Consider the following 26006-nt stretch of genomic DNA (forward strand, 5'->3'; position numbering starts at 1 on the left):
ATACTGTTGAAAGGTTGATATAATGGGCATTCAGGAGGCGTTCGAGTATGTAGTTAGATGTATATGAGGATTTCAGTGAATTAACTAAATCAGAGCAAATGGCGTTGTTTAATGCAATGAAACAGGACTTGTTTCCAGATGAACCAGATAAAATTACTAAACTACTCAAAAGCATTCGTGAAGCCCGATTTGCTTCTGGTTTGGGTTGTGTCCATTGTGGTAGTACATCGGTTAAACGGAACGGTATCTATCGCTCAAGACAACGCTATCTATGTAATGATTGTGGAAAATCTTTCAATGATCTGACAAATACGCCATTTTCAGGCTCTCGATACCCTGAAAAATGGGTGAAATACATTGAATTAATGGTAGAGGGATATACCCTACCAAAAATCGCTGAAAAACTCCAAATACACATTTCTACTGCCTTTTATTGGAGGCATAAAATCTTGAACGCATTAGGAAGTCTTGGCTTTAATCAACTGCAAGGTATCGTTGAGAGTGACGAAACCTTCTTTCGTGAGTCTATGAAAGGTAGAGAAATCACTCATAGAAAATCCAAGAAACGAGGTGAAAAAGACGAAAAAAGAGGAATTTCCAACCTTAAAATTGCTGTTGTAGTTGCACAAGACCGTAACGGTAGTGTGATTGCTCGAAAAGCAGGAACAGGTCGTGTAAGAGCTGAAGAAATTGACACTGTGATAGGTGAGTATATTCACCCGTCTGCTTTGTTATGTACAGATAATGCAACAAACTATAAAAAGTTTGCCAAGTTAAAAGGATTGCAGCACGAAACCGTCAATGAACAACAAAAACAACGTGTAAAGAAAGGAATTTATCACATTCAACACGTTAATAACTTTCATAATCGCTTAAAAAATTGGATGGATCGTTTTCAAGGCGTTGCAACGAAATATCTCGACAACTATCTCTATTGGTTCCGTTGGCTTGAATTAGGCAAGTATTTGGCATTTGAAAAACGTGTTGAGCAAATGCTTATTTCAGCGTGTCAAAAATCGACCAACACCACAGTCAATTCTTTAAGGTCTGTTTTATAAGGCATAAAAAAAAGGATAGCGTATGCTACCCGTCTTGCATCAATTTTCGGCAATACCATTGGCAAGTAATGAAATATATCCGATTATACAAATTGCAATAATGTTAAGTATTATTAGTAGCCATTTCATTATGCCTTTTTTGGCTTTTAGTCCCGAAAAAACTCCTAATAATGGGAACAGAAACATCGAAATAATAAATGGTTTACCGAATGTTCCTAACGACACACCACTCAACATTGTATAAAACAAACCAATGAAGATTACCAAAGTAGCAAGTGAAAAAATACTGTATTTATTCAAATGGGTTCACCTCCTGAAAGTTATTTGTTATTCCTAATTTATCATATTCAAACCTTTATACAATTACTATTTTTATATCTTTATTATATCACAATGTTTATTTTTCTCCTTCAAAAGCCACAAAGTTTACGAAAACAGCCAAAAAATAAGACAAATGGGGGCTTTCGATGATTAGCCCCCATTGTTTTTTGCTAGATGAAAAATTGATATAATGGAATCGTGATAAAGGCTTTTACCTATGAGTGAACGATAGTATAATGTAAAAGTTGAATAAATAATAAGTTAAAGGTGCTTTGTTATGAAAATAGGGATTATTGGTAATTACGGACATCATAATAATGGCGACGAAGCAATTTTGATGGGGATTCTCAAGCAATTGACGGAAGAATTGGCGATCAGCAAAACGGATATCGTCATTTTTAGCCATAATCCTGAAAATACAGAGGAACGGTATGGAGTCCGAGCCATTCCGCTTCTTTCGCGAAAAAAAAGCCTTCTGCTTACCATTTTAGCTACCCTTAAGGCTAATTATTTGCGAATGAAGGAACTGGATGTGCTGATCATTGGCGGCGGCGGTTTATTAATGGATTTATATAAACGAGATGCACCGTTGTATGCAACGCTCGGCATGCTAGGACATTACGCCGGATGCAAGGTCGTGATTTATGGAGTAGGTGCAGGGCCGATCCGTACAAAGGCAGGTGCTTTTTTTATTAAACAGCTGCTGAAAAAGGCCCAGCAAATTTCTGTAAGAGACGAGAGTTCAAGGAAACTGCTTCAATCGCTCCAAGTAAAAAAAGAGATTGAGGTCATTGGCGATCCAGCTCTATTTTTAGCACGTTCATCGAAAAAAATGCAGCGAGATTCGGTTCGCCAAATTGCTGTGACAGCTGTTCCGTACTACAGCTCCCAATATTGGCCGACGACAGATGAACAGAAGTATCAGCAATATATTTCAGGCATGGCGCAAAATTTAGATGAACTCATTCGTCAAAAAGGGGTTCATATTACATTTTTTTCGACAAAATATCCCCAAGATGTGCAAGTAACAAAAGACATTGCCTCTTTCATGCAATATCGCGATAAAGTCGTCATTATCGATCAAAATTTATATCCGAGTGAGATTTTATCGCTTTGTGAGTCGCATGATCTCGTGATTGGGACAAGGCTGCACTCTCTTATTTTAGGAATCGCTGCGAAAACTCCGGTGATTGGTGTCGGGTATCACCCGAAGGTCCAGCATTTTCTGACTGCTATTCAGCAGCTTGATCGCTATATTGCGATCGAGAAATTAGCACAAGATGATCAGTTGATGCTGCAAATGGTCAATGAAATCGAAAAGAATTGGCCGGAAGTCCAGCAGCGTATCGAGTTGATATCTGAGAATATGAAAAACGAGGCCGAGAAGGGAATACAACTGTTACAGAGGATAATAGGTGAGAAGCATGTCTAATCGAAAAGTATTAGTGCTTAGCAATATGTATCCGACTGAAAAGGCAAAAGCTTTTGGGATTTTTGTAAAAAATCAAGTCGTCGCTTTACAGAAGGCGGGATTGGATGTTGATGTCATTGCTGTAACCAATCCAAGTATGAAAAAACAAGCGGTTCTGATCAAATATCTGGTTTGGCTGTTGAAAGTGCTAATTCATACGGTGGTTTGCGGAAGACGGTATGATGTCGTTCATGTCCATTATGTTTTTCCGACAGGCATATTAGGCCTTTTATATAGAAAGCTTTGGAAAACGAGATTCATTGTGACGGCGCATGGCGGAGATATTGAACGAATGGCGCATAAAAGTAAGAGAATTTGGCAATGGACAAAATATATTCTTCAGGAAGCTGATCACGTGATTGCGGTAGGACCGAAGCTTTATGAAGAGATTTATGAGCAATTTGGCGTGGCGAAAGAGAAAATTTCGATTATTAATATGGGAGTCAATCGCGAAGTGTTTCAGCCGATGAACAAACAAGAGGCGCGTAAGCTGTGCGGAATAGCCGACGATGTGATTCCTGTTTTATATGTCGGCAACATGATTGAGCAAAAAGGGCTGCTTGAGCTTGTTGATGCATTTGCTATGCTGAAACAGGAGTATCCGAACGCCAATCTTTATATGATTGGCCAGAAAAAAGATGGAGCGTTTTATCAACGGCTTTTGCAGCGAATGGAACAAAGCGGTGCGCAGGATATTCACATGCTGGATGCGATGAATCAATCAGAGCTAGCCATGTGGATGTCGGCAGCTGAAGTGTTTGTGCTGCCTTCCCATTTGGAAGGATTCGGGCTTGTTGCTTTAGAAGCGATGTCTTGCCATACGCCGGTGGTCGGTAGCGATGTCGGCGGACTTTCTTATTTATTGAGCGGCGGCGCCGGTATATTGGTCGAGCCCCGTAACAAGGAATCATTATATGAAGGAATAAAAACAGTGCTTAGCGATGCGAAAATGAGGGAACAATTAATTCAAAAAGGTGAGCTTCGCGCTCAAGAGAACGATGGAAAGCGAATCGTTGAACGAGTGATTCAACTTTATTCACCTCCGGAGGGAGTACGGGATGCGTAGAAAAAACAAAGACAGAAAAAAGGTGCTATTTATTGCTTCCCTTGGAGGGCATTTAACGCAATTGTTGCAATTAAAGCCTCTTTTTTCTGCGTACGATTATCATATTGTAACGGAAAAATCGGTCATCACGAAAGAATTGAGCAAACAGTATAAGATTTCTTTTTTAATGTATGGAGCAAGGAATTATCCGTTCCGATATATTTTTAAATTTTCCTATAATGTCATCATGTCTTTGTATTATTTTCTTCGCGAAAAGCCGGATGTTGTGGTGACAACAGGCGCTCATACGGCCGTGCCCATGTGTTATATTGCTAAGTTGTTTGGCAAAAAAGTCATTTTTATCGAGAGCTTTGCGAAAACCACGACTCCGACGATTTCAGGAAAATTGGTGTATCCAATTGCTGATTTATTCATTGTGCAGTGGGAAACAATGAAAAAACATTACCCGAAAGCGGTTTATGGAGGTTCGATCTATTGATTTTTGTTGTGTTGGGAACTCATGAGCTGCCTTTTACGAGGCTGTTGCGGGAAGTAGAAAAGCAAATTATCTCTGGAAATATTAAAGAAGAAGTGATTGTGCAGCAAGGGCATACGCCTTACGAATCGCCACATATGAACATGATGACATTTACAAGCTATGAGGAAATGGAACGGCTGTACCGGGAAGCGAGCATGATTATTACTCATGGAGGAACAGGATCCATTACGACAGGGGCAAAAATGGGCAAGAAAATGATTGCTGCCCCTCGTCTCATGAAATATGGAGAGCACAACGATGACCATCAGCTGGAAATCGTGCAGCAGTTTGAAAAGACGGGACACATTTTAGCATGGTATGAAAACGAAGATTTCAGCGAAGTGCTGAAAAAAGCCAAGCAGTTTGAACCTGTTCCGTTTGTCAGTGGAAATGATGAAATTGTCTCTATTATTCGTTCATTTATTGATAAGCATGCATAAATGAAAGCAGAGATTCGGCAGGTGAGGTTGTGAGTACAAAACGTTTTTTTCAATTGATTGGAGTAGTCACCATTGTCAATGTGCTTTCGCGTTTTTTAGGTTTTGTTCGAGAAGCTGTCATCGGTTATCAATTTGGCACGTCATCGCTTGCCGATAGCGTCATTTTAGCCTATACCATTCCTAATTTTGTCTACTCCGTGCTGGGAGGGGCTGTAGCGACTGCTTATATTAGCGTATATAGCAAAATGGATCGTGACATCCATAAGCAGCGGTTTCACGATGTCATTTTCACCTATTTGCTCCTGTTTTGCGTTGGATTAACAGGCTTGTTTATGATTTTATCAAAGCAGGTGGTCCAACTCTTTTTTAATGGGCTCCATCCGTCTGAAGTGGCGATGACATCGAAATTGTTTTTCATGATGGCTCCCGCAACCCTTTTTCTTGTTTTTTCGATGTGGTTTTCCGGCATTTTGAATGTGCGCGGCCAATTTTATAGCGCCTCGTTTGCCACATTGGCCAACAATGCTTTTTTTATTTTCATCGCCGTCCTCCTTTATCCGGCCATCGGCGTATATGCGTATGGATGGGGAGCGACAGTCAGCGCTGCGATCATGGTGGCTGTGCTCGTTTATTATATGTATAAGAGCGGCGTGCTCTGTTTCCGTCTCCGTTTTCATGTTTCGGAAAAGGAATACGTGCTTCGCATGCTTAAGATCGCTATGCCTGTTTTATTGGGCGGAGCGACTCTGCAGTTTTATTTTTTTACCCAGCGCATGTTTGCTTCGCAGCTGGATGACGGGTATGTCGCTGCGCTGAACTATGCCTCGAAGCTTGTTCAGCTTCCGCAAATGATTTTAATGACAGCGGCGACGACGGTGATCTATCCGCTGCTCGCTAAAAAGACGGCTGAACAGGATTATGAAGGAATTTCGCAAATCTTTTTCAAAGGTCTGCGTTTGCTCATCATGTTTATTGTGCCTGTTTCTGTCTTTGTTTATGTATATGCGGAACCGATTGTAAAAATCATTTTTGAGTACGGATCGTTTACGGCGCAGTCGACGTCTATGACGGCGGAGATGCTGAAAATCTTTGTGATCGGCATGTTTGCCCATGCAGCGAATCTGTTTGTCACGCGCTTTTTTTATGCGATGGAGAAATCGTTCGCGCCAGTCGCCACAGGGATCGTGGCTGTTTTTGGCGTCAATATTGCGCTCATTTCCTTTTTTATTGACCAATATGGAGCGGCCTCCATCGCCTGGGGAACGACGATTAGCGCTTTATTCCAATTCTTTTCCTTGCTCGTTCTTGGCACGCGTCAGTTAAAGCTGCGAATGGATACAGGAGCGCTATGGGGAAAATTGCTCCTGTCTCTTCTCATCGTGACGGCCGTCGTTTGGCTGAGCCGCTTATGGATTCATACCGGCTATGATTTACTTGATTTATGTCTTGCGGGCTGCTTATTTGCCGTGACTGCCTATGCTCTTTTTCGAACCGCGGGCTTGCTTTCGCAAGGATAAGGCTTTTTTTAAAAAACCTTCAGCTTGTCGACTTTGTCGACAAGCTGATTTTTTTTTTTTTTGCGTTATCTGTCGATTCTTGGGATTTAAATGATATATAATGGGGTTATATCCGCGAACATCCGCGAAGTCACTAGATTTTAAGAAATTTTTTGTTTATGTCATAGATTGAATATGCTATAATCGACGCTGTGGGCTTTTGTACTGAGAAATTTGGCAATGAACGGTTTTGGTTTGAATGTGACATTAATGGTTATCCTAGGACATAGGGGAGGGTTCCCATGTTATATCTATACTTAACGATGCTTATATGCTTTGCGTTATCCGTTATTTTTACTCCATTTGTGAAAAAATTGGCTTTTCTTGTAGGAGCCACAGATAAACCGAATCAACGAAAAGTGCACCAAAAAATTATGCCGCGTTTAGGAGGGCTGGCGATTTATGTCAGCGCCATGATTGGATATTTGATTTTACGGCCTTGGAACGAAGATTCGCTTTATATTTTATTAGGAAGTCTGATCATTGTGGCCGTTGGGATCTTGGATGATATCTACGAACTGCCGGCTAAAGTGAAGTTTTTAGGCCAATTCGTTGCCGCCTTTATCGTGGTTGTCATTGCCGGTGTACAAGTGACCTTTATTAATTTGCCATTCGGCGGGCAATTGCATTTTGGAATGTTAAGCATACCGATTTCGATTTTATGGATTGTGGGAATTACGAATGCGATCAACCTTATTGACGGGCTAGATGGCTTGGCTGCCGGTGTCTCAGCGATTGCTTTAATCACGATTTCTGGAATGGCGTTGATTATGGGAGACTGGTTCGTCACTTCGATGGGATTGATTATTTTAGCGAGCACCTTGGGATTTTTGCTGTACAATTTTCATCCGGCAAAGATCTTTATGGGAGATACAGGGGCGCTCTTTTTAGGATATATGATTTCCGTATTGTCACTGTTAGGCTTTAAAAACGTTACGTTTATCTCGTTTGTCGTGCCGGTGTTAATTCTCGGTGTGCCGATTTCGGATACATTTTTTGCTATCATTCGCCGCATTGTGAAAAAGCAGCCGCTTTCGGCTCCTGATAAATCTCATTTGCATCACTGTCTGCTCCGGCTCGGATACAGCCATCGGGAGACCGTGCTGATTATTTACGGCATGAGCGCCGTTTTTGGGCTGCTGGCGATCATTTTATCGCAGGCCGCTGTTTGGGTGTCGATGATTATATTGGTTGTCGTACTGCTTGCCCTTGAGATTATTGCGGAGAAGATCGGTTTAGTGGATGCGAATTATCGCCCCATTTTGAAAATCATGCGCGTGATTCGCTACGCGAATGGAAAACAAAATTAAAAAAACCGCCTTGCTTTTATGCAAGGCGGTTTTTTGCGTTTGTTTATGGTTGTCCGTCGTCATCAGCGTGATCTGTTTGGCTGTTGGCTTCTGAATCGCTGTTGTCCGTAGAAGTAGTAGTATCCAGCCCTTGCAAATGATTTTTCAGCTCTTGAGAGATCTCTTCGACAGACTGTTCGTCGAGCTTATAATAGTAAACTCCGTCAATGTAATCATCGGTTCCTTTTAAGTGAAGGGATTCAATATTAAGCTTTCCTTCGCTGCTTGTTGCATAATAAATCAGCGATTTCATTTCATCAAACGTTAAGTTCGTTTTCATATTGTCTCCGATCGCTTCTAACAGATCATCATATTTGGTAATCGAACGGACGCTGCTTGCTTTTTTTATAATGGCTTTTAAAATTTCTTGCTGGCGCTTTCCGCGCTCGATATCGTTATCAAGCTTTCTTGTTCTCGCAAGAGCCAGCGCTTGCTCGCCATTTAATGTTTGCCATCCTTTTTTCAGAACAATCGCATTATGATGGTCTTCGGAGTCTTTTTCTTTAAGATTATATGGCACTTCTACTTCAATTCCGCCTAAGGCGTCCACCACGTCCATAAAAGCATAGAAGTTCATTTTGACATAGTAGTCAATTTGAATATCAAACAGCTGCTCAACCGTTTCAATGGTTCCTTTTACACCGCCAAAGGCGTGGGCGTGGGTGATTTTATCCCGTCTTTCCTCTGACGGAATATATACATACGAGTCACGCGGAATACTTACTAATTTGACAGATTTCTTTTTGGCATCGAATGTCGCTAGCATTAACGCATCTGAGCGTGTATCGCTTTTGAAGTTTCGCGAACGGCTGTCATCAATGCCGATAAACAAGATGGAGAAATTATCAATTTTCAGGTTTGGGCGATCTTGGTCTCGTCCTTTGATCTCCTCATACGATTTATTGATCACAGATTCCGCCTTATGCATAAGGAACGAAGCGTAGCAAGTAGCTCCCAGCACAAGCAGCAAAATAGGCGTCAATATCCATAATAATATGCGCTTTCTGCGCTTTTTCTTTTTTTGCTTTTTACGATAGGTTCGTTTATTGGTCATTGATTGTTCTCCTCTTCTTTTTTCTAAGAGTGGTGAAAGGGAGGCTAAGAAATGGTCGTTTCCATATAGGTGACTTCCCCTTCTTGAATGTCCGCCCTTGCATTGGTTAAATCGGTGAGCCATTCGCAAAACGGCTGCTTGTTGTTTTCTTCGACAAATACCTCGATTTCGACATGATCTAGATAGTGAATGGCTTTCACATCATAAATGGAGGAGCGAAGGGCATTCTCCACTTTGCCAAGCCAATTGTAATCGATCGCAACATGCATAATGCGCATGAGGCGGCGTTCAACAATTTCCGCTGCTTTCAGCCCTTCGGATACCGCTTTGCTGTAAGCGCGGACGAGACCGCCGGCTCCAAGCTTAATGCCGCCAAAATAGCGAGTTACAACGACAACGGTGTCCTTTAGTCCTTTTTTCTTAAGCACTTCGAGCATCGGAACCCCAGCCGTGCCGCTTGGTTCACCGTCATCATTCGCTTTTTGGATGTGGTCATGCTCGCCGATTAAATAAGCAGAGCAGTTATGCGTCGCATCCCAATGCTTTTTTTTGATCGTTTGAATGAACTGAGTCGCTTCCTCTTCCGTTGTTGCCCGATTGGCATAACAAATGAATCGCGATTTTTCGATCACGATTTCACTTTCTCCATATCCTTTTACGGTATAATATTTATGCAGCAATGATGAAACACCTCACGATCATGCGGCACGCTGTTGCATATGTTTTTATTACCAATTCAATTTTTGGCGATAAGTTGCGTGAAACATGCTATACTTAAAAAAACAAGTATATGCCGTCGCCTACCGGTCGGGAACAGGTAGCGAAAAAGCATCTTTTTCTATTATAAATCGACAGCTTTTTTCCTTCAAATAAAACTTTTCGTTAGAAAAATTTGTATGATCTCTTGATACTTTTTTGTATAAGCACGGAGGATTTCGTATGTCTTTGCCAAAAAAATTAAATGCGAAGGAATTAGATAAAATTGTCGAAAAAATGGTAAAAACGGTTCATCATAGCAAAGATGAAATTTTTCAGATCGGCGAACGTTCGCGCCATGAGTATGAGCATTTGATCAAGGAGCTAGAGGAAACAAAAACGCAAGTCAGCCTGATTATCGATGAAGCAGATCGACTGGAGGTGCAGGCGCGTCTGGCCAGACAGCGCTTATCAGAGGTGAACCGCCATTTTTCACGCTATTCCGAAATGGAAATCCGCGAGGCTTATGAAATCGCGCACGAGCTGCAAATGAAGCTGACGATGATTCGCGAGCAAGAAAGGCAGCTGCGGCTGCGGCGCGATGAATTGGAACGGCGTTTAGCCGCGCTAAAAGAAACCATTGAACGCGCCGATCATTTAATTGGACAAATCACTGTTGTCCTGAATTATTTGAACAGCGACTTTCGCCAAGTGGGCGAGTTTATAGAAGGGGCCAAACAAAAACAGGAGTTCGGTTTAAGGATTATCGAAGCTCAAGAAGAGGAACGCCGCCGCTTATCGCGAGAGATTCACGACGGTCCTGCCCAAATGCTCGCCCATGTGATGATGCGCTCGGATTTAATGGAGCGGATTATTCGACAACGCAGTGTCGATGAAGCGGTTCAAGAATTGCGGGATTTTAAAAAAATGGTACGTTCTGCACTTTACGAAGTGAGAAGAATTATTTATGATTTAAGACCAATGGCGCTTGATGATCTGGGCTTAATACCTACCCTCCGTAAATATTTGCAAAATGTTGAGGAGTATAACCAGCAAACGAAAATTTCTTTTGTACATATTGGGGAGGAAAAACGATTGCCTGCCCATTTTGAGGTGGCGATTTTTCGCCTTGTCCAAGAATCGGTGCAAAACGCACTGAAGCATGCGGAGGCATCTGAGATTCAAGTGAAGGTAGAAATGAAGCAGCAGTATCTTTTCCTAATGATTAAAGATAATGGAAAAGGATTTGATGTGAAGAAAAAGAAGGAAAATTCCTTTGGATTGATTGGGATGAAGGAACGAGTAGAATTATTGGAAGGAACGATGAATATCCGTTCACAAATGGGTGTGGGAACAACCGTGTTTATTCAAATTCCGCTGTTAGAAACGACACAAACAAGAAGGGAGAGGATCGATCAATGAAAACACGCATCGTTATTATTGATGACCATCAATTATTTCGCGAAGGAGTCAAGCGGATTTTAGAATTCGAAGGACAATTTGAGGTAGTAGCTGAGGGAGCGGATGGCAGTGATGCGCTCGAGTTGGTGCAAAAGCATCAGCCGGATATCGTGATTATGGATATTAACATGCCGAATACGAATGGAGTGGAAGCGACGCGGCAGCTGGTGGAAACGTACCCTGACACAAAGGTGGTGGTCCTTTCCATTCACGATGATGAAAATTATGTGATGCATGCGCTGAAAACAGGCGCAACAGGCTATTTATTAAAGGATATGGATGCGGATACATTGATAGAAGCGGTCAAGGTCGTAGCAGAAGGCGGATCTTATTTACATCCGCGCGTGACGCATAATTTAATTCAAGAATACCGCCGCCTCGCCGCAGGAACGAGCCAGAAGGTCGAAAAAACATCGCGCGAGGTATGTCTGCCGCTGCATTTGTTAACGCGCCGGGAGTGTGAGGTGCTGCAGCTTCTTGCGGACGGCAAAAGCAACCGCGGCATTGGCGAGGCGTTGTTTATAAGTGAAAAAACGGTGAAAAATCATGTCAGCAATATTCTTCAAAAACTAAATGTAAATGACCGTACACAAGCGGTTGTTGTGGCGATCAAAAACGGATGGGTGGAGGTCCGCTGAGCGCCAAGGCTGTCGAGAATTCGGCAGCCTTTTTTTGTAATGAAATCCATCTTTTTTTCCGCTACAATGGAGGTAAGGAAGACGGGCTGATCATCCACATGCAGACCGTTTCCATTCGCTCATGCCGATGGGGACAAACTGAAAGAACAGGCTAGTCAAATGAGAAAGGTCCTGCATGAGCGAATTGGTGCAGCGTATCCGCTGTGACAATGGATCAGCAAAGGCCATAATTAAAATAAGGAAGGTATGAATGATGAGGACAGCGATTGTCACGGATAGTACGGCATATATTCCGAAAGACGTGCGCGAAGCATTGCACATTTATATGATTCCATTAAGCGTTTCCTTTGGCATTGAAGCCTATCGGGAAGAAGTGGATATTCATGCGGAGCCATTTTTCGAAGAAGTGAGGCAGCATAAACATTTGCCGACAACATCGCAGCCGTCGATCGGCGCATTTGTTGAGCTGTTTGAAACGCTGGCCAAGCAATATGACGCGGTGGTGAGCATTCATTTATCAAGCGGCATAAGCGGTACGTATCAAGGAGCGTTAACGGCAGCAGGCATGGTAGAAGGCCTTCAGGTGTACGCGTATGACTCGGAGATCAGCTGCATGGCACAAGGCTTTTATGCGATGGAGGCCGCTGAAATGGCGCTGGCGGGCAAGCATCCCCAAGAGATTATTGCCCGCCTGGACGAAATCAAAACCTCGTTGCGCGCGTATTTTATGGTGGATGACTTAATCCATTTGCAGCGCGGCGGACGGCTGAGCAGTGCCCAAGCGTTTATCGGCAGCCTTTTACAGGTGAAACCGCTGCTTCATTTTCAAAACAAAGTCATTGTGCCGTTTGAAAAAATCCGTACGCGCAAAAAAGCGATCAAGCGGATCGAGGAGCTGTTCGCCGAGGATGCCAAGCTCGGAGTGCCCCTGAAAGCGGCGATTATCCATGCGAACCGCTTGGAGGAAGCGGAGGCGTGGAAGCAGGAGCTGGTGCAAACCTATCCGAATGTGGAATTTTTGATCAGCTATTTCGGCCCGGTCATTGGGACGCATCTCGGCGAAGGCGCGCTCGGGCTCACTTGGTATCGCCCATAAAGAGCTTCATCATCATGGAACGGGACATCAAGTCCCTTATCTAAACGGCTGGGACCGTCCACATGCCAATCGCCAAGCCGTCGATCGGCGGCATCAGCGGGAAACCGAAAAAGCATCAATGCTGCCGAAGCAAGCAGTACGGACCGCTTCAGAATGTTGATAAACGCTTTCATCTTGCATCATCGGCTCATGAACGTTTGGGTTCGGTTCGCGTTTTCACTCGGCTGCGTTCTTGATCTGCTAAGCGTTTTGATGCAACCGACGCAATCCATAAAGGCTGTTAAAATGGTTGAAGCCAAAGTCTACTGTGGGCTTTGTCTTCAACCGAAAACCGTCAGTTCCGCTTTTTTCTTTAGGCAACGATTCGCCAAAATGAATCATGGAGGGATAAGATGCGTTTTGTGTTTGAACAGGGCAAATGGCTTCCAGAAGCGCTGGCAAAGGAAAAGCATAAAGACCGCCGGCCGATTAGCCGTCTGCCCGATCTCCCTTCTTGCGAGAAAAACCCCGAATTTCCCTTTTCTCCTACTCTTCTTGCCTTTCTTGAAGGCAGACAGCTTCTCATAGATGATCTCCCTTTTTCACTGGAACAGATTCAGGCCCATTATGAAAATGGTTATTTGCGTTATCAAAAAGGCATTACTCAAACCGAGCGCGGCGGTTATCGCTGTGAACGATGCGGAAATGAGCGCGCCCATCTTTTTGCCTCCTTTCACTGCGCCCGCTGTGAAGAGAGCTGTACGTATTGCCGGCAATGCTTGATGATGGGAAGGGTGAGCGAATGTACTCCGCTTGTCGTTTCTTGTGTGAGCCCAAAGCGAATCGCTTATGACCGTCCGCTTGTTTGGAGCGGCAAACTTTCCCATGCCCAGCAAGCGGCGGCGGAAGCGGTCAAGCAAGCCATAGACCGCCATGATGAATTAACGGTCTGGGCTGTTTGTGGGGCGGGGAAGACAGAAGTGCTTTTTCCCGGCATCGCCCATGCCCTAGAGCGCGGCAGACGCGTCTGCATCGCTACCCCCAGAATGGATGTCGTATTAGAACTGGCTCCGCGCTTCAAGCAGGCGTTTCCAACGGTTCCTGTCATTGCTTTATATGGCGGAAGCGAGGATCGTTTCAAACAGGCCCCTCTTGTCATGGCGACCACGCATCAGCTGCTTCGTTTTTATCGCGCGTTTGATGTCATGATCATCGACGAAGTCGATGCTTTTCCTTACTCTGTGGAGCCGATGCTGCAATATGCAGCTGCCAAAGCCCGCTGTGAACCGTCCGCTTTGATTTATTTAACAGCGACTCCCCATCCAGCATGGCAACGGGAAATTCAAAAGAACAAGCGAATGGCGGCGACGATTCCGGCACGCTATCACGGCTATCCTCTCCCGGTTCCTGCTTTTGAATGGTGTGGTCATTGGCGGAAGCAAGTGCAAAAAGGAAGGCTTCCCCGCAATGTGCTGGCCTGGGCAAATGAGAGAATCCAAGGAGGGAGACCAGCCCTGCTATTTGTTCCGCATATTGCCCTGCTGCAGCAGGTTGTGCAAATACTTAAGCAGCTGGATGCGCGGATCGAGGGGGTCCACGCCGAGGATAGCGCCCGTAAGGAAAAAGTGCACGCTTTTCGTCAAGGAGCGATTCCGCTTCTCGTCACGACGACGATTTTAGAACGCGGCGTGACGATTCCTCGCCTTGATGTGGCGGTATTAGGAGCAGAGGATGACCTATTTACAGAGGGCGCGCTTGTCCAAATTGCCGGAAGGGTGGGACGAAGCGCCCAGCATCCAAACGGAGACGTCCGCTTTTTTCATTACGGAAAAACAAAAGCGATGATCGCCGCGAAACGGCAGATCGTTCGCATGAACCGTCTGGCTCAAGAAAGGGGGCTATTAAAGAGTCCATGAGTGAACATTGTTTGTTGTGCCATCGGCGTTATGCGCAGCGAATGAGTTGGAGACATTTGTTGATGTTGAAACAGACAGATGTGCTTTGCCATGAATGCCGCCGCTCTTTTGCCCTTATTGCTGGCGATCTATGCGAATGCTGCGGTCGTCCATTTGACCGCGTTGACGAATCGTATCGGCAAGGGGAATTATGTGCCGATTGTGTCCGCTGGAAGCGTGACAACGCATGGCGCGGTGTGTTAACGAAAAATCGATCTGTATACGTGTACGATGCTTTTATGAAAGAGGTGATTGCCCGCTGGAAGTTTCGTGGGGATTATGCGCTCGTTGAAGCGTTTCGTAGCGATATGTGCCGTGAATTTTTCTGCCACTTTCCGCGCGATTCACTTCTCGTCCCGATCCCGCTAAGTTCCGCACGTTTATACGAAAGAGGCTTTAATCAGGCAAAAGCGCTTGCCGAATTGCTCGGCTGTCCGATTTTAGACGCATTAGAACGATTCGATTCCGCAAAGCAGTCAAAAAAATCAAGGCATGAGCGGCTTGAAACGGATCGTGTTTTTCACTTGCGTTCGGATGTATTGCTGCCCGCCGATGCTTCATTTGTGCTGATTGATGATATTTACACAACGGGAACCACGGTTCGTCATGCGGCTCGAATGCTGCGGGAAGCCGGCGCTGCCGCCGTTTCCTCTTTTACCCTCGCGAGGTCGTAATTTGATTGGATTGGCTCATAAACATTCATCGTGATTTGCCGATATAAAAGGTAGCAAAACATGAGTGTTGATGATTCGCTTTTGTGTGAGAATCCGATTGCTTTGACCAATGCGATAAATGAATGGCCGCGTTGCTGCACAAGACTGCTGCTCTTTCATGGTTGGCGTTTTGTGCACGAAGAGGCGCGTTTTCATGGAATAAGACTGTTCATCAACATGCTTGAGCATAGATCAGAGAGCGGAGTGTGAAAACCATGCAAATTTATCATGATTGGATGGTGCAGACATCCATCGCTTCCCAGAATGGAACGGCCCCGCTCAAAGAAGGGGATACCGTTTTTGTGGCCATCAAGGAAAAAGTCAGCGCAAATGAGGCGATTGTGACGATCAAAGGACAGGATCGCTATGTCCGCTTTCAAGGGAACATCCCAGACAAGGAAAAGCTCGTTGTCCAAATCACGGGAATGGATCGTGATGTTCTTGAAGTTAAAGCGGTTTCGCCCTCGGCAGCCGCTCAAGCGATGGCCGGAAATTCGTTGGCTCCAATCGAACAGCTGCTAAGAAAGCAAGGCTTGTTTCTGACCCAGGCAGAGCGGGCGGCTCTCAAAAGCTTCTTGGAAAAAACAAAAGGAACGATGGATGAAAAGCTGGAAACGATTCAAGCTCTCGCCAGCAAAAAGCTTCCGTTGACGTCCCTTCATATGCAAGCGGTTCATGAAGCGCTGCACGGAGAGCCGCTAGGTGATCTATTGATGGAGCTCATGGAGGAGACGACGGAGTCACCAGCAGTGAAAGAGACAAGCCCGGAGCCTCCAAGTGACCAGAAAAACGGAACGGCTGCCGAAAACACATCAAGCTGGATCGGAAATGAAACCGATTCAGGCACCAATATGGAAACGGTTCAATGGACGTACGGTCATGAGGAATGGTTCAGCGGAATCACGCCGCAAGCAAAGGAGCTTGTCGTGCGAACCGTCACGGAAAAAATGGCGCAAGCAACTGGCGAGTTTCAAAGCTGGCAGCGGGAGACCGGCCAAAAGCTGGAGCAAACAGCGTCCATATTGACCGCCCGTTCGACTCAGGTCCGTTCGCAAGCAAGGATGTCGATCGAAGCGGCTGTTTATACGCTTGATCGCATGATTTTGCGCGGAGAATGCATGATGTTTGCCGATATGGGAACGGAAAAACAGCTTCTTCAGGCAAGCGCAAAGCTGGCAGAAGCGAAGCAATTGATTTCAGCTGGAAAATGGAGCGATGCCGCATCCATCGTTCAGGAGGTAAGGCAGACGGTCTCCTCTCTCCGTTTTCAACCAGCAGATGTCAAGATTCAGCGCTTTATCTCGGAGATGCAGGCCTCTCCATCTGCTTCCGTGCCTAATCAGCCGCTCGCTGGGCAAATAGGACGGCTGCTTCCGGCAGCAGCGGATGACTTTTCCGCCCGAGGGATATTTGAGCAGCTGCGCTTATTGGGGATGCATCATGAAAAAGAAATCGCGCAGGCCGTGATGACCCAAACCGGACCGCTGCCAAGCAAAAATATGAAGTCCCTGCTCCTCAGCGCCGGAGAGGGGGGGTACGGCACAGCTTCGCAGGCAGAGCGGGCGGTCTTAAATCTGACAGGCCAGCAGCTATTGAGCCGGTTTGAGGCAAAAAGCCACACGCAAACTATGGTATATCATCAGCTCCCACTGATGATGCGAGATCAAATGGAAACCGTTCACGTCTATTTGAATTCGCGCAATGAGGACGGAAAGTTAGATTGGCAAAATTGCAGCTTATATTTTTTATTGGATACGGAACAATACGGAAAAATCGGATTGCTGCTGCAAGCTGCGGAACGCAACTTAGCGATTACGGTCAAGACCGATCATGAGCAAGTGGAAAGCGCGCTCAAGCCGCTCATGGAAGCCGCTAAGGAGCATTTAAATGAAATCGGCTACCATGTAACGAAAATGACCTTTGCGAAAATGACGGAGTCAGCGGTTTCTTCCTCTTTACAAACTCCGTCCGCAAGTGAGAAACTTCAAGAGAAAGGTTATGATATAACGGTATGAAGCATCCATATGAAACATATGCTTCGGCATTAAGCCGCTACGAAGAAGAAGCCGAGCGTCTATTGGAAACTCTTGAGCCAAGCGGAAAAATGGGAAAAGAAATGATCGAGCACGCTGAAAAGCAAGGTATTCCCATTCAAAAAGATGCCACTCTTGTCGAGCATTTAGCCGACCCGCAGCAGCGTGTTCCTTCCCAGCTTTATGCGGTGATCGGAGAAATTTTGCGCGTCATAAAGAACATAGAACAGAAATAGAGGCGATGTATGGTGGAAGTCCAAAAAGTGACAAAGCCGAATATGATCAAGACAACTCAGCCAAAGGAAACGGTTCCTTCTGCCTCCGTATCCTTTGCTGAGGTGATGGCCAAAAAGCAGGATGATTTAGTGTATGAGCGATTCCAGCAGCTTGTCCAGCAAATTGCCGACCAAGGAAAAGTATTGGCTGAATCGCATTCAGTTGAGGATTTGCGGAAATACAAAAAGCTAGTCAAAACCTTATTGGACGATGCAGTCAAGCATGGCTTGCAGCTGTCCGAACAGCGCAGCTTCAGCTGGAATGGGCGCCAGCGCTTATATAAGCTCGTGAAAGAGGTGGATCAAAAGCTACTCGACTTAACGAATCAAGTATTGCAAAATGAAAAGGATGGGATGGGGATTTTACGCGCCATTGGCGAAATTCAAGGGCTAATTATCAATGTTTACACGTAAATGAGCGAAGGATTGGGGGATGGCGACAGTGAATCTAGAAAATTGCCCGAATTGCGGCCGATTATTTGTCAAAAATCAGTTTCGTGATATTTGCGACCTATGCTATCGAGAGGAAGAAAAAGAGTTTACGAAGGTGTATAACTATATGCGAAAGCGGGAAAACCGCATGGCGACACTGTCGGAGGTAGTGGAAGCAACCGGTGTGTCCGAACGCCTGATTATTAAATTTATTAAATCGGGACGGCTCCAGCTCGCCAACTTTCCGAATTTAGGCTACCCTTGCAGCCGCTGCGGCACGATCATTCGCGAAGGCAAGCTTTGTGTTTCGTGTAAACAAGACCTCAGCCAGCAAGTGGAGCAGCTGCAAAAAGAAGAAACAAAAAAGAAAGAGAGCAGCCGGCCGACGACCGTATATTATACAAAAAAAGACGATCCAAAAGACTTCTAAATCTAGCCGCTTTTATCTAGAGAAAATCCTGTTAAGCGGACGGAGCCGATTTGGTAGCTTCAAAGCGACAGGGGCGGTTTTGTTATTGTTCAAGTCGCCCTGTAAGAGCATGAAGTTTTTTGTCTTTTCTTTGTTTGGCGGATAAGGAACTTCTCAGGCCATCTATTAAAACATCGAGAATCGTTGCCGATAATATAAGTAAGAAGCAACGAATCGGACGAAGAAAAGGAGGGTTGTCCGTGCGCATCAACCAGAACAATATCTCGTCACCGGGAGTTCATTCCTATAGACATTATGCGAACCAAGAGATTCAGAACGGTAAGACCGGCAAAAAGCGGGATCAAGTCGAGATTTCCGCAGAAGCGAAGGAATTACAGCAGCATCCCCAATGGCAGATCGAACGGGAAAATAAGGTGCGTCAGTTGAAAGAACAGGTACAGTCCGGCACCTATAAAATCGATGCCCATGCGGTGGCTAAAAGCATCTATGACTACTATGCCCGATCATGAGGCGCAGAGCCCAACAACGAACGGAAAGCGGAGTTTCAGGAGAGGAGGGGTTTCATGTCTGCCGCGCCGCTGATTCATTTATTAGAAGAGTATGTGGAGTTGCATAAGCATTTGCTGCATTCAGCCCACAAAAAAACAGACGTGTTAAAAAAAGGAGATATGGAAGCCCTAAAGACGATCATCCAGGATGAACAGAAACATATTTTTTTGATCAGCCAATTGGAAAAAAAGCGAAGCGATGTGATTGCCGCGCTTTTTCCTCGCTCCAGCACAGCGGAGGAGCCGCCGACATTGGCCGCTTGCATCGAGAGGGCCGCTGAACCGGAGCGGAGCGAGCTAAAGAAACGGCAGGAAGAGCTATCAAAGGCCGTTCGAGAGCTGAAGGAAGCGAATGAGCTCAACCAGCAGCTCGTCCAGCAATCGCTGCAATTTGTTCATATGACCTTGGATTTGCTTTTGCCGCAAACGCCCGAAATCAACTACCAGAATCCCCATTCTGCTGCTTCGGGATACGAAGGCGGACGTTCGTTGTTTGACTCAAAAGCATAAGCGGATCAGATTTCGCGTTTCTCAAGCGCTTGGCTGATTCGAATCTCAAGTATAGCCCCCGCAAAGCTTCGGAGCGGGGCTTCAAGGAGTGGAGAAAAGACAATGGGTTCAACCTTTCAAGGATTGGAAATCGCCAAACGCGGCATGTCGACGCAGCAAATGGCGTTATACGTCACAGGAAATAATATTGCCAATGCCAACACGCCAGGCTATTCGCGCCAACGCGTCAATTTTACCGAAACGGAGCCGTATCCGCCAGCCTCGATGAACCGCCCGCAAATTCCCGGACAGATGGGGACCGGAGTCGAAGCCGGCTCGATCCAGCGCGTGCGGGAGAAGTTTTTAGATCTGCAGTACAGAGATGAGGCAACGAAATTGGGATATTGGAGCACCCGTTCTGATGCCATTGCGAAGATGGAAGATATTATGAACGAGCCAAGTGATTTTGGGTTAGGAAAAGTAATGTCCCAGTTTTGGCAATCATTGCAGGATTTAAGCACAAATCCGGAAAATGAGGGCGCTCGTGCTGCTGTTCGTCAAAGAGGAGTAGCGGTGGCAGAATCTTTTCGGTATCTTTCGAATTCCCTTTCGAAAATCCGCACGGATTTAGGACAAGAAATTAAAACAGGATTGCTTGAAGTGAACTCCATTTTAAAACAAATTAGTGAATTAAATGACCAAATTAAAGCAATTGAACCAAACGGTTATTTACCGAATGATCTTTATGACAAACGTGATGCTCTTGTGGATGAATTATCAAAATTCATCAATGTAAAGGTGGATACAGTTCCTTCAGGTGGCAATTCTCTTGATATTGCTGAAGGAATTTATGAAATTTCTATGGTGAATGGTGATGGATCTTTAATGAAAATTGTCACACAAAACGGATTTTCCTCTTTCTCAGTGGATCCTGCTGTTTCAGGCGATCCCACCAATCCCGACGGATATATTTCACATATCCAAATTACTGATGAACAGGGAAATACCTCCTCTCTCTTGCCTGATCAAATAGCATCTGGACGAATGAAGGCGTTAATTGAGATGTATGGCTATGGCACAGGCCCCGACAATATAAAAGGGTACTATCCGGATATGCTGGCGGATTTAGATAAAATGGCTTATTCGTTTGTTACTATGTTTAATTCACAGCATCAAGCTGGGTTTGATTTAGAGGGAGTTGCTGGAGAAGATTTCTTTAAAACGTCAATCGGATCTCCTCCAGAGAAAGGGGCAGCGGCTACTATTGAAGTATCTGCTAGCATTATGGCGAATTTATCAAAAATTGCTGCTTCTTCTAAGTCTGGAGAAACCGGTAACGGAAGCAATGCTCTTTACTTAGCAATGATTAAGGACATCCAAATTGCAAGCGGAAGTGCTACCCTTCCAAGCGGAGATACGATTAGTGTTCCGATTAACGGGGGAACCGTACAAACGTTTTATCAAGGGCTTATTGGAAAGCTTGGTGTAGATGGTCAGCAAGCGAAACGCATGGAGACCAATGCGGAAACGCTAGTTTTGTCGGTTGAGAATAATAGGCAGTCGGTAAGCTCAGTATCTCTTGATGAAGAAATGACGAATATGATTAAGTTCCAACACGCTTATAATGCAGCAGCCCGGCAAATCACGGTCATTGATGAGATGCTTGATAAAATCATCAACGGAATGGGCATTGTAGGAAGGTAGGTGGTTTATAATGAGAGTGACGCAGTCGATGCTTGCCAATAATATGCTTCGCAATTTATCAAACAGTTATGAAAAGCTTGGAATATATCAAGAACAGCTGACAACGGGAAAAAAGATTACACGTCCATCTGATGATCCTGTGGTTGCGATGAAAGGAATTGCTTACCGTGAAGGCTTAGAGCGTGTACAACAATATCAGCGCAATATTGGCGAGGTTAATAACTGGATTGATAGTGCTGACGATGCCCTTGATCAGGTGGGCCTTGCTTTGCAGCGTGTGCAGGAGCTGATTGTTCAAGCGTCTACCGACACGGCAACTCCTTCAGATCGCCAGAAAATTGCCGATGAAATCGAACAAATTCAAAAACATATTGTGGATGTGGCTAATACGAAGATAGGAGATAAATATATTTTTAATGGCGCTGATACAAAAAATCCGTTGTTTACTTCTTATCCTGAAAGCACTGGAACAGCATTGGGATTAAATCCTAATGCTAATACAAGTGATGTAGAAATCGAGGTATTTGACGGAATTAAGCTTGATGTTAATATTAATGGTAAGGATTTATTTGCTGGTGCAACAGGACAGGACGGGCTTGTTGGCCTATTGCAAAAAATAAAAATCGATTTAAGGGACGGAAGTAAAACAGGAGACGATATCGATAACTATTTAGGTGATATTCAAAAGCAACAAGATGTATTATTATCTGCGCGTTCGGAGCTGGGGGCCAAACAAAATCGAGTAGAAATGATGGAGAATCGCTTATCTTCGCAAGAAGTGATTATGACAAGAGTCATGTCTGATAATGAAGATATTGATTACGAAAAAACGATTACGAATCTTATTTCACAGGAAAGTGTGCATCGTGTTGCGTTAAGTGTGGGTGCGCGTATTATTCAGCCGACTTTAGTTGATTTCCTGCGTTCATAATAAATAAAAAAGGTGAGAGCATGGATTTTCCGCAAATACAAATTCAAACGACTAAAGCCATTCTTGGGTTAAACATTCAAAGGCCTATTCAACAAATAGAGCAGCCTAAAGCTGATCTGAATATTAAGCAGCCACCGGCAACGGTTTTGATGGATTCAAAGCCTGCCCGATTAACAATTGATCAATCGAAAGCTTGGAGCGATATGGGGCTCATTGGTCCGTTAGCTTCTTCAAGAGAATTTGCTCAGGAAGGGCGACAGGCAGTGTTAGAAGGCATTTCTCGGCGTGCGCAGGAAGGGGATCGGTTGATGAAAATTGAAGATAAAGAAAATGTCATTGCGGAAATGGAAAAAGAAAAAGGAATAAGGCTTTATAGCGGTCTTACTATAAAATTTATTCCTTCTGTGCATAGCGTCAAAATCGATTATCAACCGAGCGAAGTAAATATTGAAGTCGATACAAATAAACCGATTATCAGCGTGAACGTGAATCGGCCGATTCACGAATATACACCTGGTAAAGTATCAGGTTATATGATTCAGTATCCGTCCATTAAAATCGATGTTAAATATTGAGAAGCGGTACCGTTGCGGTGTACCGTTTTTTTTGTGAAAGGGAAGAAAGGGGTATAGTATGAAAATTGTATCGAAATTTCTAGGAGAAGTGGAAATCAATGATGACCAAATCATTCATTTTCCTAACGGATTACCGGGGTTTGAAACAGAAAAACAATTTGCTATTTTGCCACTAGAGGATCAATCTGCTTTTGCCATTTTGCAATCCGTTGGTCACAGCCATGTGGGATTTGTGATTGCCTACCCTTTTGCTTTTTATGCTAACTATACTTTTGAATTGACTGAGGATGATATTTCCAAGCTGAAACTGGATTCTCCAGACGACTGTGTAACGTATGCCATCATGACATTAAGAGAACCTTTTATTGATTCGACTCTGAATCTCAAAGCGCCCATAGTCATTAATATAAAAGAAAAAATCGGCAAACAACTGATTCTTCATGATAGCGATTATCCGATCCGTTTCCCGATTTCAACTGTACATGGGAAGGAGGAAGTATAATTGCTGGTGCTTACGAGAAAAAAAAATGAATCGATTATGATCGGGGATTCCATTGAAATTAAAGTGCTTTCAGTAGAAGGGGAACAAGTGAAGCTCGGGATTATTGCCCCCAAGCATGTTGATATACATCGCAAAGAAATCTATTTATCTATTCAAGAAGAAAACAGGCAGGCTGTCGACATTTCGACAAAATTATTGCAGCAATTAAAAAGTAACAAAAAAAGCTAAAAAGCATTAAACATTTCGCGAATGGTACCGATATAAAAAATGGAGAGCAGGGAGATCCTGTCTTCCAATTCTACAAGGATGTAGAAAAATATCAATTCAAGGAGGAATTTCGAAAATGAGAATTCAACACAACATCTCTGCGTTAAACACGCACCGTCAATTAGCGTTCAACAACACTCAAGCTGCGAAAAACCTTGAGAAGCTTTCTTCTGGCTTCCGCATTAACCGCGCTGGCGACGATGCAGCAGGTCTTGCCATCTCTGAAAAAATGCGCGGCCAAATCCGCGGTTTAGAAATGGCATCTAAAAACGCGCAAGACTCTATTTCTTTAATTCAAACAGCTGAAGGCGCATTAACGGAAACTCATGCTATCCTTCAACGTATGCGCGAGCTTGCTGTACAAGCATCTAACGACACAAACGTAAGTGCTGACCGTACAGCGATTCAAAGTGAAATTGACGCACTTGTATCTGAAATTAACCGTATTTCTCAAAATACGGAGTTTAACACTCAAAAGTTGTTAGATGGAACTTTCAACAATAAGGTATTCCATATTGGTGCAAACAGCGGACAGTCCATCACTCTTACAATTGCAAACATGGGAGCTTCAGCACTTACTATTAATTCATTGAGTGTTGCAAGTTCTGGAAGTGCTAATTCTGCTATTACTTCCATTAATAACGCTATTGAAACTGTATCAAAAGAGCGTTCTAAACTTGGTGCGGTGCAAAACCGTTTAGAACACACAATTAACAACCTTGGCGCCACTTCTGAAAACTTAACAGCTGCTGAATCACGTATCCGTGACGTTGACATGGCGAAAGAAATGATGGAGTTCACGAAGAACAACATCTTAATGCAAGCTGCGCAATCAATGTTGGCTCAATCCAACCAAATGCCGCAAGGAGTATTGCAGCTATTACGGTAATTTGGATTGGAAGGGCGTCTAGCCTGGAAACGGGCTAGATGATGACTGGGTGAATTGCTGGGAAGCCCTAAAGCCTTCCTTGCCACAACGAAGCTGGAAACGGCAGGCGTGAAGGTGCAAAAAAAGGAAGGATGCAACAATGGGTAATCAGCAGCCAAGCTCCTGTCTCGAAAGAGTGGAGAAGGTTCAACGACTAGGGCGTACCACCTAAGGCCATTGGCTATGGTGATGAGGTCCGTAGGGGAGGCGGATGCCGAACCGAAGTGCCCGGCCCCTCACTAGCGATTAGCTGGCGGGTGAAGAGATAGTCTACACAACGGTCGAAAGACGTTGAGGCATGGCAAGCCAACCAACAACCACAAGGAGTATTGCAATTGCTCCGATAATTTGCAAACAGCGATGGGCCTTAGAATTGTTTCTAAGGCCTTTTTAATATTTATATATCGTACCTTTGTATTTCTCTCCATTTATAGACAATGGACCAGTAACTTCTTTGCAGGGCGCTGGCAATTTCTTTAATGCTCATCCCGTTCTGTTTCATCTGTTTGATTAGTTTTATTTCTTCAGAGGAGTAGGGTTTGTAGCGTTCGGAGCTGCTAACTACAATGTCAAAGTTCGGATATTTATGCTTCCATTTCATACTTTCTAATTTTAGCCGCTCATTCCAATTGGTTTTGTAATGCATGGATGGACAAGTGTTTGTTACGTTGAAAATAATATCTAAGAATAGAAATGTATCTTTTACGCACGTTGTTTTTAAAATCATACCTTTTCCATCTTTACGTTGGCTTAGCTGGAAAGCGATATGGAAGTGTTTAAGAATATGCCGCTGCAATTGTGGCAGTTCATTGTGTGAATAACATTGCAAATACAAGTAAATGTGAGGGGTAAGATAAATGCGTTTTTTTCGCTTGTTTACCCGAGAAGAAATACAAAGCGAACCATCATCCATATATAATACGGCAAGAAAATGAGGTAAAGTACAGTACGAAAGTAAGGAAAGCGGTATCTGTTTTGTACCATCCTCCCGATAAAAATGCGGGTACAGAGATGTAAATAGTGGCATAGAACGGGAACGGACGCATTGGCTTTTAGGAGTAATATAAAGAAATTCATTGAAAAACGATATTTTCCATTTTCGATATTCTTCTTGCTGGATTCCAAAATGTTCACGATAGCTATGATTTTTTCTTCGGCTGTTCCGATAAATTTTGGTGATTTCTCCATCTCCCATAATGCTTGCGACTAATATGTTTTGTTGTATAGGCGTTAATTGTAGGAAATCTTTCATTGAGATCTTCCCTTCCAACGAGCGTGTTTTTATGTATTATAACATATGTTCGCCTCTCTATTTCCATCGTTTATCTTTATAAATTTATAGCAGTAAGTGGAGACGCGGTGGTCATATAGGAGCAGAAGTTGCATCTTGTATCATCATTCGCATTCAAATGTGTAAAATCATATGATCATGAAGTCGTTTAGAGTTTTTATTCAATATAGGTATCATTTTCGACAAATAATAATTTTTATACTATTGGTTGATGTATGGGGCGCCTCTATA

Annotated in this window: 29 protein-coding genes; 25 read left to right on the forward strand and 4 right to left on the reverse strand. The window is 44.1% G+C overall.

Annotation, left to right across the window (positions count from 1 at the left end):
* Positions 1 to 98 precede the first annotated feature (98 nt).
* On the forward strand, positions 99 to 1058 hold the full coding sequence (locus GGQ95_RS14005; protein ID WP_183186989.1) for an IS1595 family transposase: 960 nt from the start codon (positions 99 to 101) through the stop codon (positions 1056 to 1058).
* 39 nt (positions 1059 to 1097) lie between these two features.
* Here the strand turns inward: GGQ95_RS14005 and GGQ95_RS14010 are convergent, their stop codons facing one another.
* Complete coding sequence (locus GGQ95_RS14010) at positions 1098 to 1358, reverse strand: hypothetical protein (RefSeq protein WP_183186990.1); 261 nt, start codon at positions 1356 to 1358, stop codon at positions 1098 to 1100.
* 298 nt (positions 1359 to 1656) lie between these two features.
* Between GGQ95_RS14010 and GGQ95_RS14015 the strand changes: the two genes are divergently transcribed.
* The 6 genes from GGQ95_RS14015 (at position 1657) to GGQ95_RS14040 (ending at position 7739) form a co-directional block, all read left to right on the forward strand.
* Entirely contained in the window at positions 1657 to 2811 is a 1155-nt protein-coding gene (locus GGQ95_RS14015; protein WP_044745028.1) for a polysaccharide pyruvyl transferase family protein, read from the forward strand.
* Positions 2804 to 3916, forward strand: a complete 1113-nt coding sequence (locus tag GGQ95_RS14020) for a glycosyltransferase (protein WP_236631780.1) — start codon at positions 2804 to 2806, stop codon at positions 3914 to 3916. The genes GGQ95_RS14015 and GGQ95_RS14020 overlap by 8 nt, the downstream gene beginning before the upstream one ends.
* Positions 3909 to 4394 (forward strand): PssD/Cps14F family polysaccharide biosynthesis glycosyltransferase, encoded by a 486-nt coding sequence (gene pssD, locus GGQ95_RS14025; RefSeq protein ID WP_044745027.1) that lies wholly within the window; start codon positions 3909 to 3911, stop codon positions 4392 to 4394. The genes GGQ95_RS14020 and pssD overlap by 8 nt, the downstream gene beginning before the upstream one ends.
* Complete coding sequence (gene pssE / locus GGQ95_RS14030; protein WP_080860306.1) at positions 4391 to 4873, forward strand: PssE/Cps14G family polysaccharide biosynthesis glycosyltransferase; 483 nt, start codon at positions 4391 to 4393, stop codon at positions 4871 to 4873. The genes pssD and pssE overlap by 4 nt, the downstream gene beginning before the upstream one ends.
* Before the next feature lie 29 nt (positions 4874 to 4902).
* Complete coding sequence (gene murJ, locus GGQ95_RS14035) at positions 4903 to 6390, forward strand: murein biosynthesis integral membrane protein MurJ (protein ID WP_080860304.1); 1488 nt, start codon at positions 4903 to 4905, stop codon at positions 6388 to 6390.
* A gap of 281 nt (positions 6391 to 6671) precedes the next feature.
* Positions 6672 to 7739 carry a glycosyltransferase family 4 protein gene (locus GGQ95_RS14040; protein WP_080860302.1) on the forward strand — a complete coding sequence of 356 codons (1068 nt, stop codon included), beginning with the start codon at positions 6672 to 6674 and terminating at the stop codon, positions 7737 to 7739.
* Positions 7740 to 7782: 43 nt separating this feature from the next.
* Here the strand turns inward: GGQ95_RS14040 and GGQ95_RS14045 are convergent, their stop codons facing one another.
* Positions 7783 to 8832 carry an LCP family protein gene (locus GGQ95_RS14045; RefSeq protein ID WP_183186991.1) on the reverse strand — a complete coding sequence of 350 codons (1050 nt, stop codon included), beginning with the start codon at positions 8830 to 8832 and terminating at the stop codon, positions 7783 to 7785.
* Positions 8833 to 8876: 44 nt separating this feature from the next.
* On the reverse strand, positions 8877 to 9512 hold the full coding sequence (locus tag GGQ95_RS14050; protein ID WP_044745022.1) for a YigZ family protein: 636 nt from the start codon (positions 9510 to 9512) through the stop codon (positions 8877 to 8879).
* A 259-nt stretch (positions 9513 to 9771) separates the two neighbouring features.
* Between GGQ95_RS14050 and GGQ95_RS14055 the strand changes: the two genes are divergently transcribed.
* From GGQ95_RS14055 to GGQ95_RS14140, 18 genes are all read left to right on the forward strand, one after another.
* The gene (locus GGQ95_RS14055; RefSeq protein ID WP_066149535.1) at positions 9772 to 10950 is read left to right on the forward strand and encodes a sensor histidine kinase; all 1179 of its coding nucleotides are present in this window, start codon (positions 9772 to 9774) and stop codon (positions 10948 to 10950) included.
* Entirely contained in the window at positions 10947 to 11627 is a 681-nt protein-coding gene (locus tag GGQ95_RS14060; protein ID WP_044746297.1) for a response regulator, read from the forward strand. The genes GGQ95_RS14055 and GGQ95_RS14060 overlap by 4 nt, the downstream gene beginning before the upstream one ends.
* Before the next feature lie 253 nt (positions 11628 to 11880).
* A complete protein-coding gene (gene fakB, locus GGQ95_RS14065) occupies positions 11881 to 12723 on the forward strand; it encodes a DegV family protein (RefSeq protein WP_183186992.1) in 843 nt (280 codons plus the stop codon).
* A gap of 62 nt (positions 12724 to 12785) precedes the next feature.
* Entirely contained in the window at positions 12786 to 12959 is a 174-nt protein-coding gene (locus tag GGQ95_RS14070; protein ID WP_159720429.1) for a hypothetical protein, read from the forward strand.
* A gap of 156 nt (positions 12960 to 13115) precedes the next feature.
* A complete protein-coding gene (locus GGQ95_RS14075) occupies positions 13116 to 14618 on the forward strand; it encodes an ATP-dependent helicase ComFA (RefSeq protein ID WP_183186993.1) in 1503 nt (500 codons plus the stop codon).
* Positions 14615 to 15331 carry a ComF family protein gene (locus tag GGQ95_RS14080; RefSeq protein ID WP_183186994.1) on the forward strand — a complete coding sequence of 239 codons (717 nt, stop codon included), beginning with the start codon at positions 14615 to 14617 and terminating at the stop codon, positions 15329 to 15331. The genes GGQ95_RS14075 and GGQ95_RS14080 overlap by 4 nt, the downstream gene beginning before the upstream one ends.
* A 254-nt stretch (positions 15332 to 15585) precedes the next feature.
* Positions 15586 to 17385, forward strand: a complete 1800-nt coding sequence (locus GGQ95_RS14085; RefSeq protein WP_221212116.1) for a hypothetical protein — start codon at positions 15586 to 15588, stop codon at positions 17383 to 17385.
* Positions 17382 to 17639 carry a flagellar biosynthesis protein FlhB gene (locus GGQ95_RS14090; RefSeq protein ID WP_044746293.1) on the forward strand — a complete coding sequence of 86 codons (258 nt, stop codon included), beginning with the start codon at positions 17382 to 17384 and terminating at the stop codon, positions 17637 to 17639. The genes GGQ95_RS14085 and GGQ95_RS14090 overlap by 4 nt, the downstream gene beginning before the upstream one ends.
* 12 nt (positions 17640 to 17651) lie before the next feature.
* Positions 17652 to 18092, forward strand: coding sequence for a YaaR family protein (locus GGQ95_RS14095; protein ID WP_044746303.1), 441 nt, complete (start codon positions 17652 to 17654; stop codon positions 18090 to 18092).
* A 28-nt stretch (positions 18093 to 18120) separates the two neighbouring features.
* Positions 18121 to 18540: a TIGR03826 family flagellar region protein gene (locus GGQ95_RS14100; protein WP_066149547.1), complete on the forward strand. Its 420-nt coding sequence runs from the start codon at positions 18121 to 18123 to the stop codon at positions 18538 to 18540.
* Positions 18541 to 18779: 239 nt separating this feature from the next.
* Positions 18780 to 19049: a flagellar biosynthesis anti-sigma factor FlgM gene (gene flgM / locus GGQ95_RS14105; RefSeq protein WP_044746292.1), complete on the forward strand. Its 270-nt coding sequence runs from the start codon at positions 18780 to 18782 to the stop codon at positions 19047 to 19049.
* A 54-nt stretch (positions 19050 to 19103) separates the two neighbouring features.
* Positions 19104 to 19598, forward strand: coding sequence for a flagellar protein FlgN (locus GGQ95_RS14110; RefSeq protein WP_159720425.1), 495 nt, complete (start codon positions 19104 to 19106; stop codon positions 19596 to 19598).
* Between the two features lie 102 nt (positions 19599 to 19700).
* Positions 19701 to 21281, forward strand: a complete 1581-nt coding sequence (gene flgK / locus GGQ95_RS14115; protein ID WP_183186996.1) for a flagellar hook-associated protein FlgK — start codon at positions 19701 to 19703, stop codon at positions 21279 to 21281.
* A 10-nt stretch (positions 21282 to 21291) separates the two neighbouring features.
* Entirely contained in the window at positions 21292 to 22212 is a 921-nt protein-coding gene (gene flgL / locus GGQ95_RS14120) for a flagellar hook-associated protein FlgL (protein WP_183186997.1), read from the forward strand.
* A gap of 20 nt (positions 22213 to 22232) precedes the next feature.
* Positions 22233 to 22787, forward strand: coding sequence for a DUF6470 family protein (locus tag GGQ95_RS14125; protein ID WP_183186998.1), 555 nt, complete (start codon positions 22233 to 22235; stop codon positions 22785 to 22787).
* A gap of 58 nt (positions 22788 to 22845) precedes the next feature.
* Positions 22846 to 23289 carry a flagellar assembly protein FliW gene (gene fliW / locus GGQ95_RS14130; protein WP_044746287.1) on the forward strand — a complete coding sequence of 148 codons (444 nt, stop codon included), beginning with the start codon at positions 22846 to 22848 and terminating at the stop codon, positions 23287 to 23289.
* Entirely contained in the window at positions 23290 to 23517 is a 228-nt protein-coding gene (csrA, locus tag GGQ95_RS14135; protein WP_066149565.1) for a carbon storage regulator CsrA, read from the forward strand.
* A 115-nt stretch (positions 23518 to 23632) separates the two neighbouring features.
* A complete protein-coding gene (locus tag GGQ95_RS14140) occupies positions 23633 to 24445 on the forward strand; it encodes a flagellin N-terminal helical domain-containing protein (RefSeq protein ID WP_183186999.1) in 813 nt (270 codons plus the stop codon).
* A 436-nt stretch (positions 24446 to 24881) separates the two neighbouring features.
* Here the strand turns inward: GGQ95_RS14140 and GGQ95_RS14145 are convergent, their stop codons facing one another.
* Complete coding sequence (locus GGQ95_RS14145; protein WP_183187000.1) at positions 24882 to 25736, reverse strand: DNA endonuclease; 855 nt, start codon at positions 25734 to 25736, stop codon at positions 24882 to 24884.
* Positions 25737 to 26006 lie beyond the last annotated feature (270 nt).

The sequence above is a fragment of the Anoxybacteroides rupiense genome, from assembly GCF_014196195.1.
Taxonomy (GTDB): domain Bacteria; phylum Bacillota; class Bacilli; order Bacillales; family Anoxybacillaceae; genus Anoxybacteroides; species Anoxybacteroides rupiense.

Coding starts and splice junctions, on each gene's coding strand:
- GGQ95_RS14020 (WP_236631780.1), top strand. CDS start 2,804: ATGTCTAATCGAAAAGTATTAGTGCTTAGCAATATGTATCCGACTGAA.
- GGQ95_RS14080 (WP_183186994.1), top strand. CDS start 14,615: ATGAGTGAACATTGTTTGTTGTGCCATCGGCGTTATGCGCAGCGAATG.
- GGQ95_RS14005 (WP_183186989.1), top strand. CDS start 99: ATGGCGTTGTTTAATGCAATGAAACAGGACTTGTTTCCAGATGAACCA.
- GGQ95_RS14140 (WP_183186999.1), top strand. CDS start 23,633: ATGAGAATTCAACACAACATCTCTGCGTTAAACACGCACCGTCAATTA.
- GGQ95_RS14045 (WP_183186991.1), bottom strand. CDS start 8,832: ATGACCAATAAACGAACCTATCGTAAAAAGCAAAAAAAGAAAAAGCGC.
- GGQ95_RS14055 (WP_066149535.1), top strand. CDS start 9,772: ATGTCTTTGCCAAAAAAATTAAATGCGAAGGAATTAGATAAAATTGTC.
- GGQ95_RS14060 (WP_044746297.1), top strand. CDS start 10,947: ATGAAAACACGCATCGTTATTATTGATGACCATCAATTATTTCGCGAA.
- fliW (WP_044746287.1), top strand. CDS start 22,846: ATGAAAATTGTATCGAAATTTCTAGGAGAAGTGGAAATCAATGATGAC.
- GGQ95_RS14110 (WP_159720425.1), top strand. CDS start 19,104: ATGTCTGCCGCGCCGCTGATTCATTTATTAGAAGAGTATGTGGAGTTG.
- flgL (WP_183186997.1), top strand. CDS start 21,292: ATGAGAGTGACGCAGTCGATGCTTGCCAATAATATGCTTCGCAATTTA.
- GGQ95_RS14015 (WP_044745028.1), top strand. CDS start 1,657: ATGAAAATAGGGATTATTGGTAATTACGGACATCATAATAATGGCGAC.
- fakB (WP_183186992.1), top strand. CDS start 11,881: ATGAGGACAGCGATTGTCACGGATAGTACGGCATATATTCCGAAAGAC.
- GGQ95_RS14085 (WP_221212116.1), top strand. CDS start 15,586: ATGCAAATTTATCATGATTGGATGGTGCAGACATCCATCGCTTCCCAG.
- GGQ95_RS14145 (WP_183187000.1), bottom strand. CDS start 25,736: ATGAAAGATTTCCTACAATTAACGCCTATACAACAAAACATATTAGTC.
- flgK (WP_183186996.1), top strand. CDS start 19,701: ATGGGTTCAACCTTTCAAGGATTGGAAATCGCCAAACGCGGCATGTCG.
- GGQ95_RS14090 (WP_044746293.1), top strand. CDS start 17,382: ATGAAGCATCCATATGAAACATATGCTTCGGCATTAAGCCGCTACGAA.
- GGQ95_RS14075 (WP_183186993.1), top strand. CDS start 13,116: ATGCGTTTTGTGTTTGAACAGGGCAAATGGCTTCCAGAAGCGCTGGCA.
- GGQ95_RS14070 (WP_159720429.1), top strand. CDS start 12,786: ATGCCAATCGCCAAGCCGTCGATCGGCGGCATCAGCGGGAAACCGAAA.
- GGQ95_RS14040 (WP_080860302.1), top strand. CDS start 6,672: ATGTTATATCTATACTTAACGATGCTTATATGCTTTGCGTTATCCGTT.
- pssD (WP_044745027.1), top strand. CDS start 3,909: ATGCGTAGAAAAAACAAAGACAGAAAAAAGGTGCTATTTATTGCTTCC.
- GGQ95_RS14125 (WP_183186998.1), top strand. CDS start 22,233: ATGGATTTTCCGCAAATACAAATTCAAACGACTAAAGCCATTCTTGGG.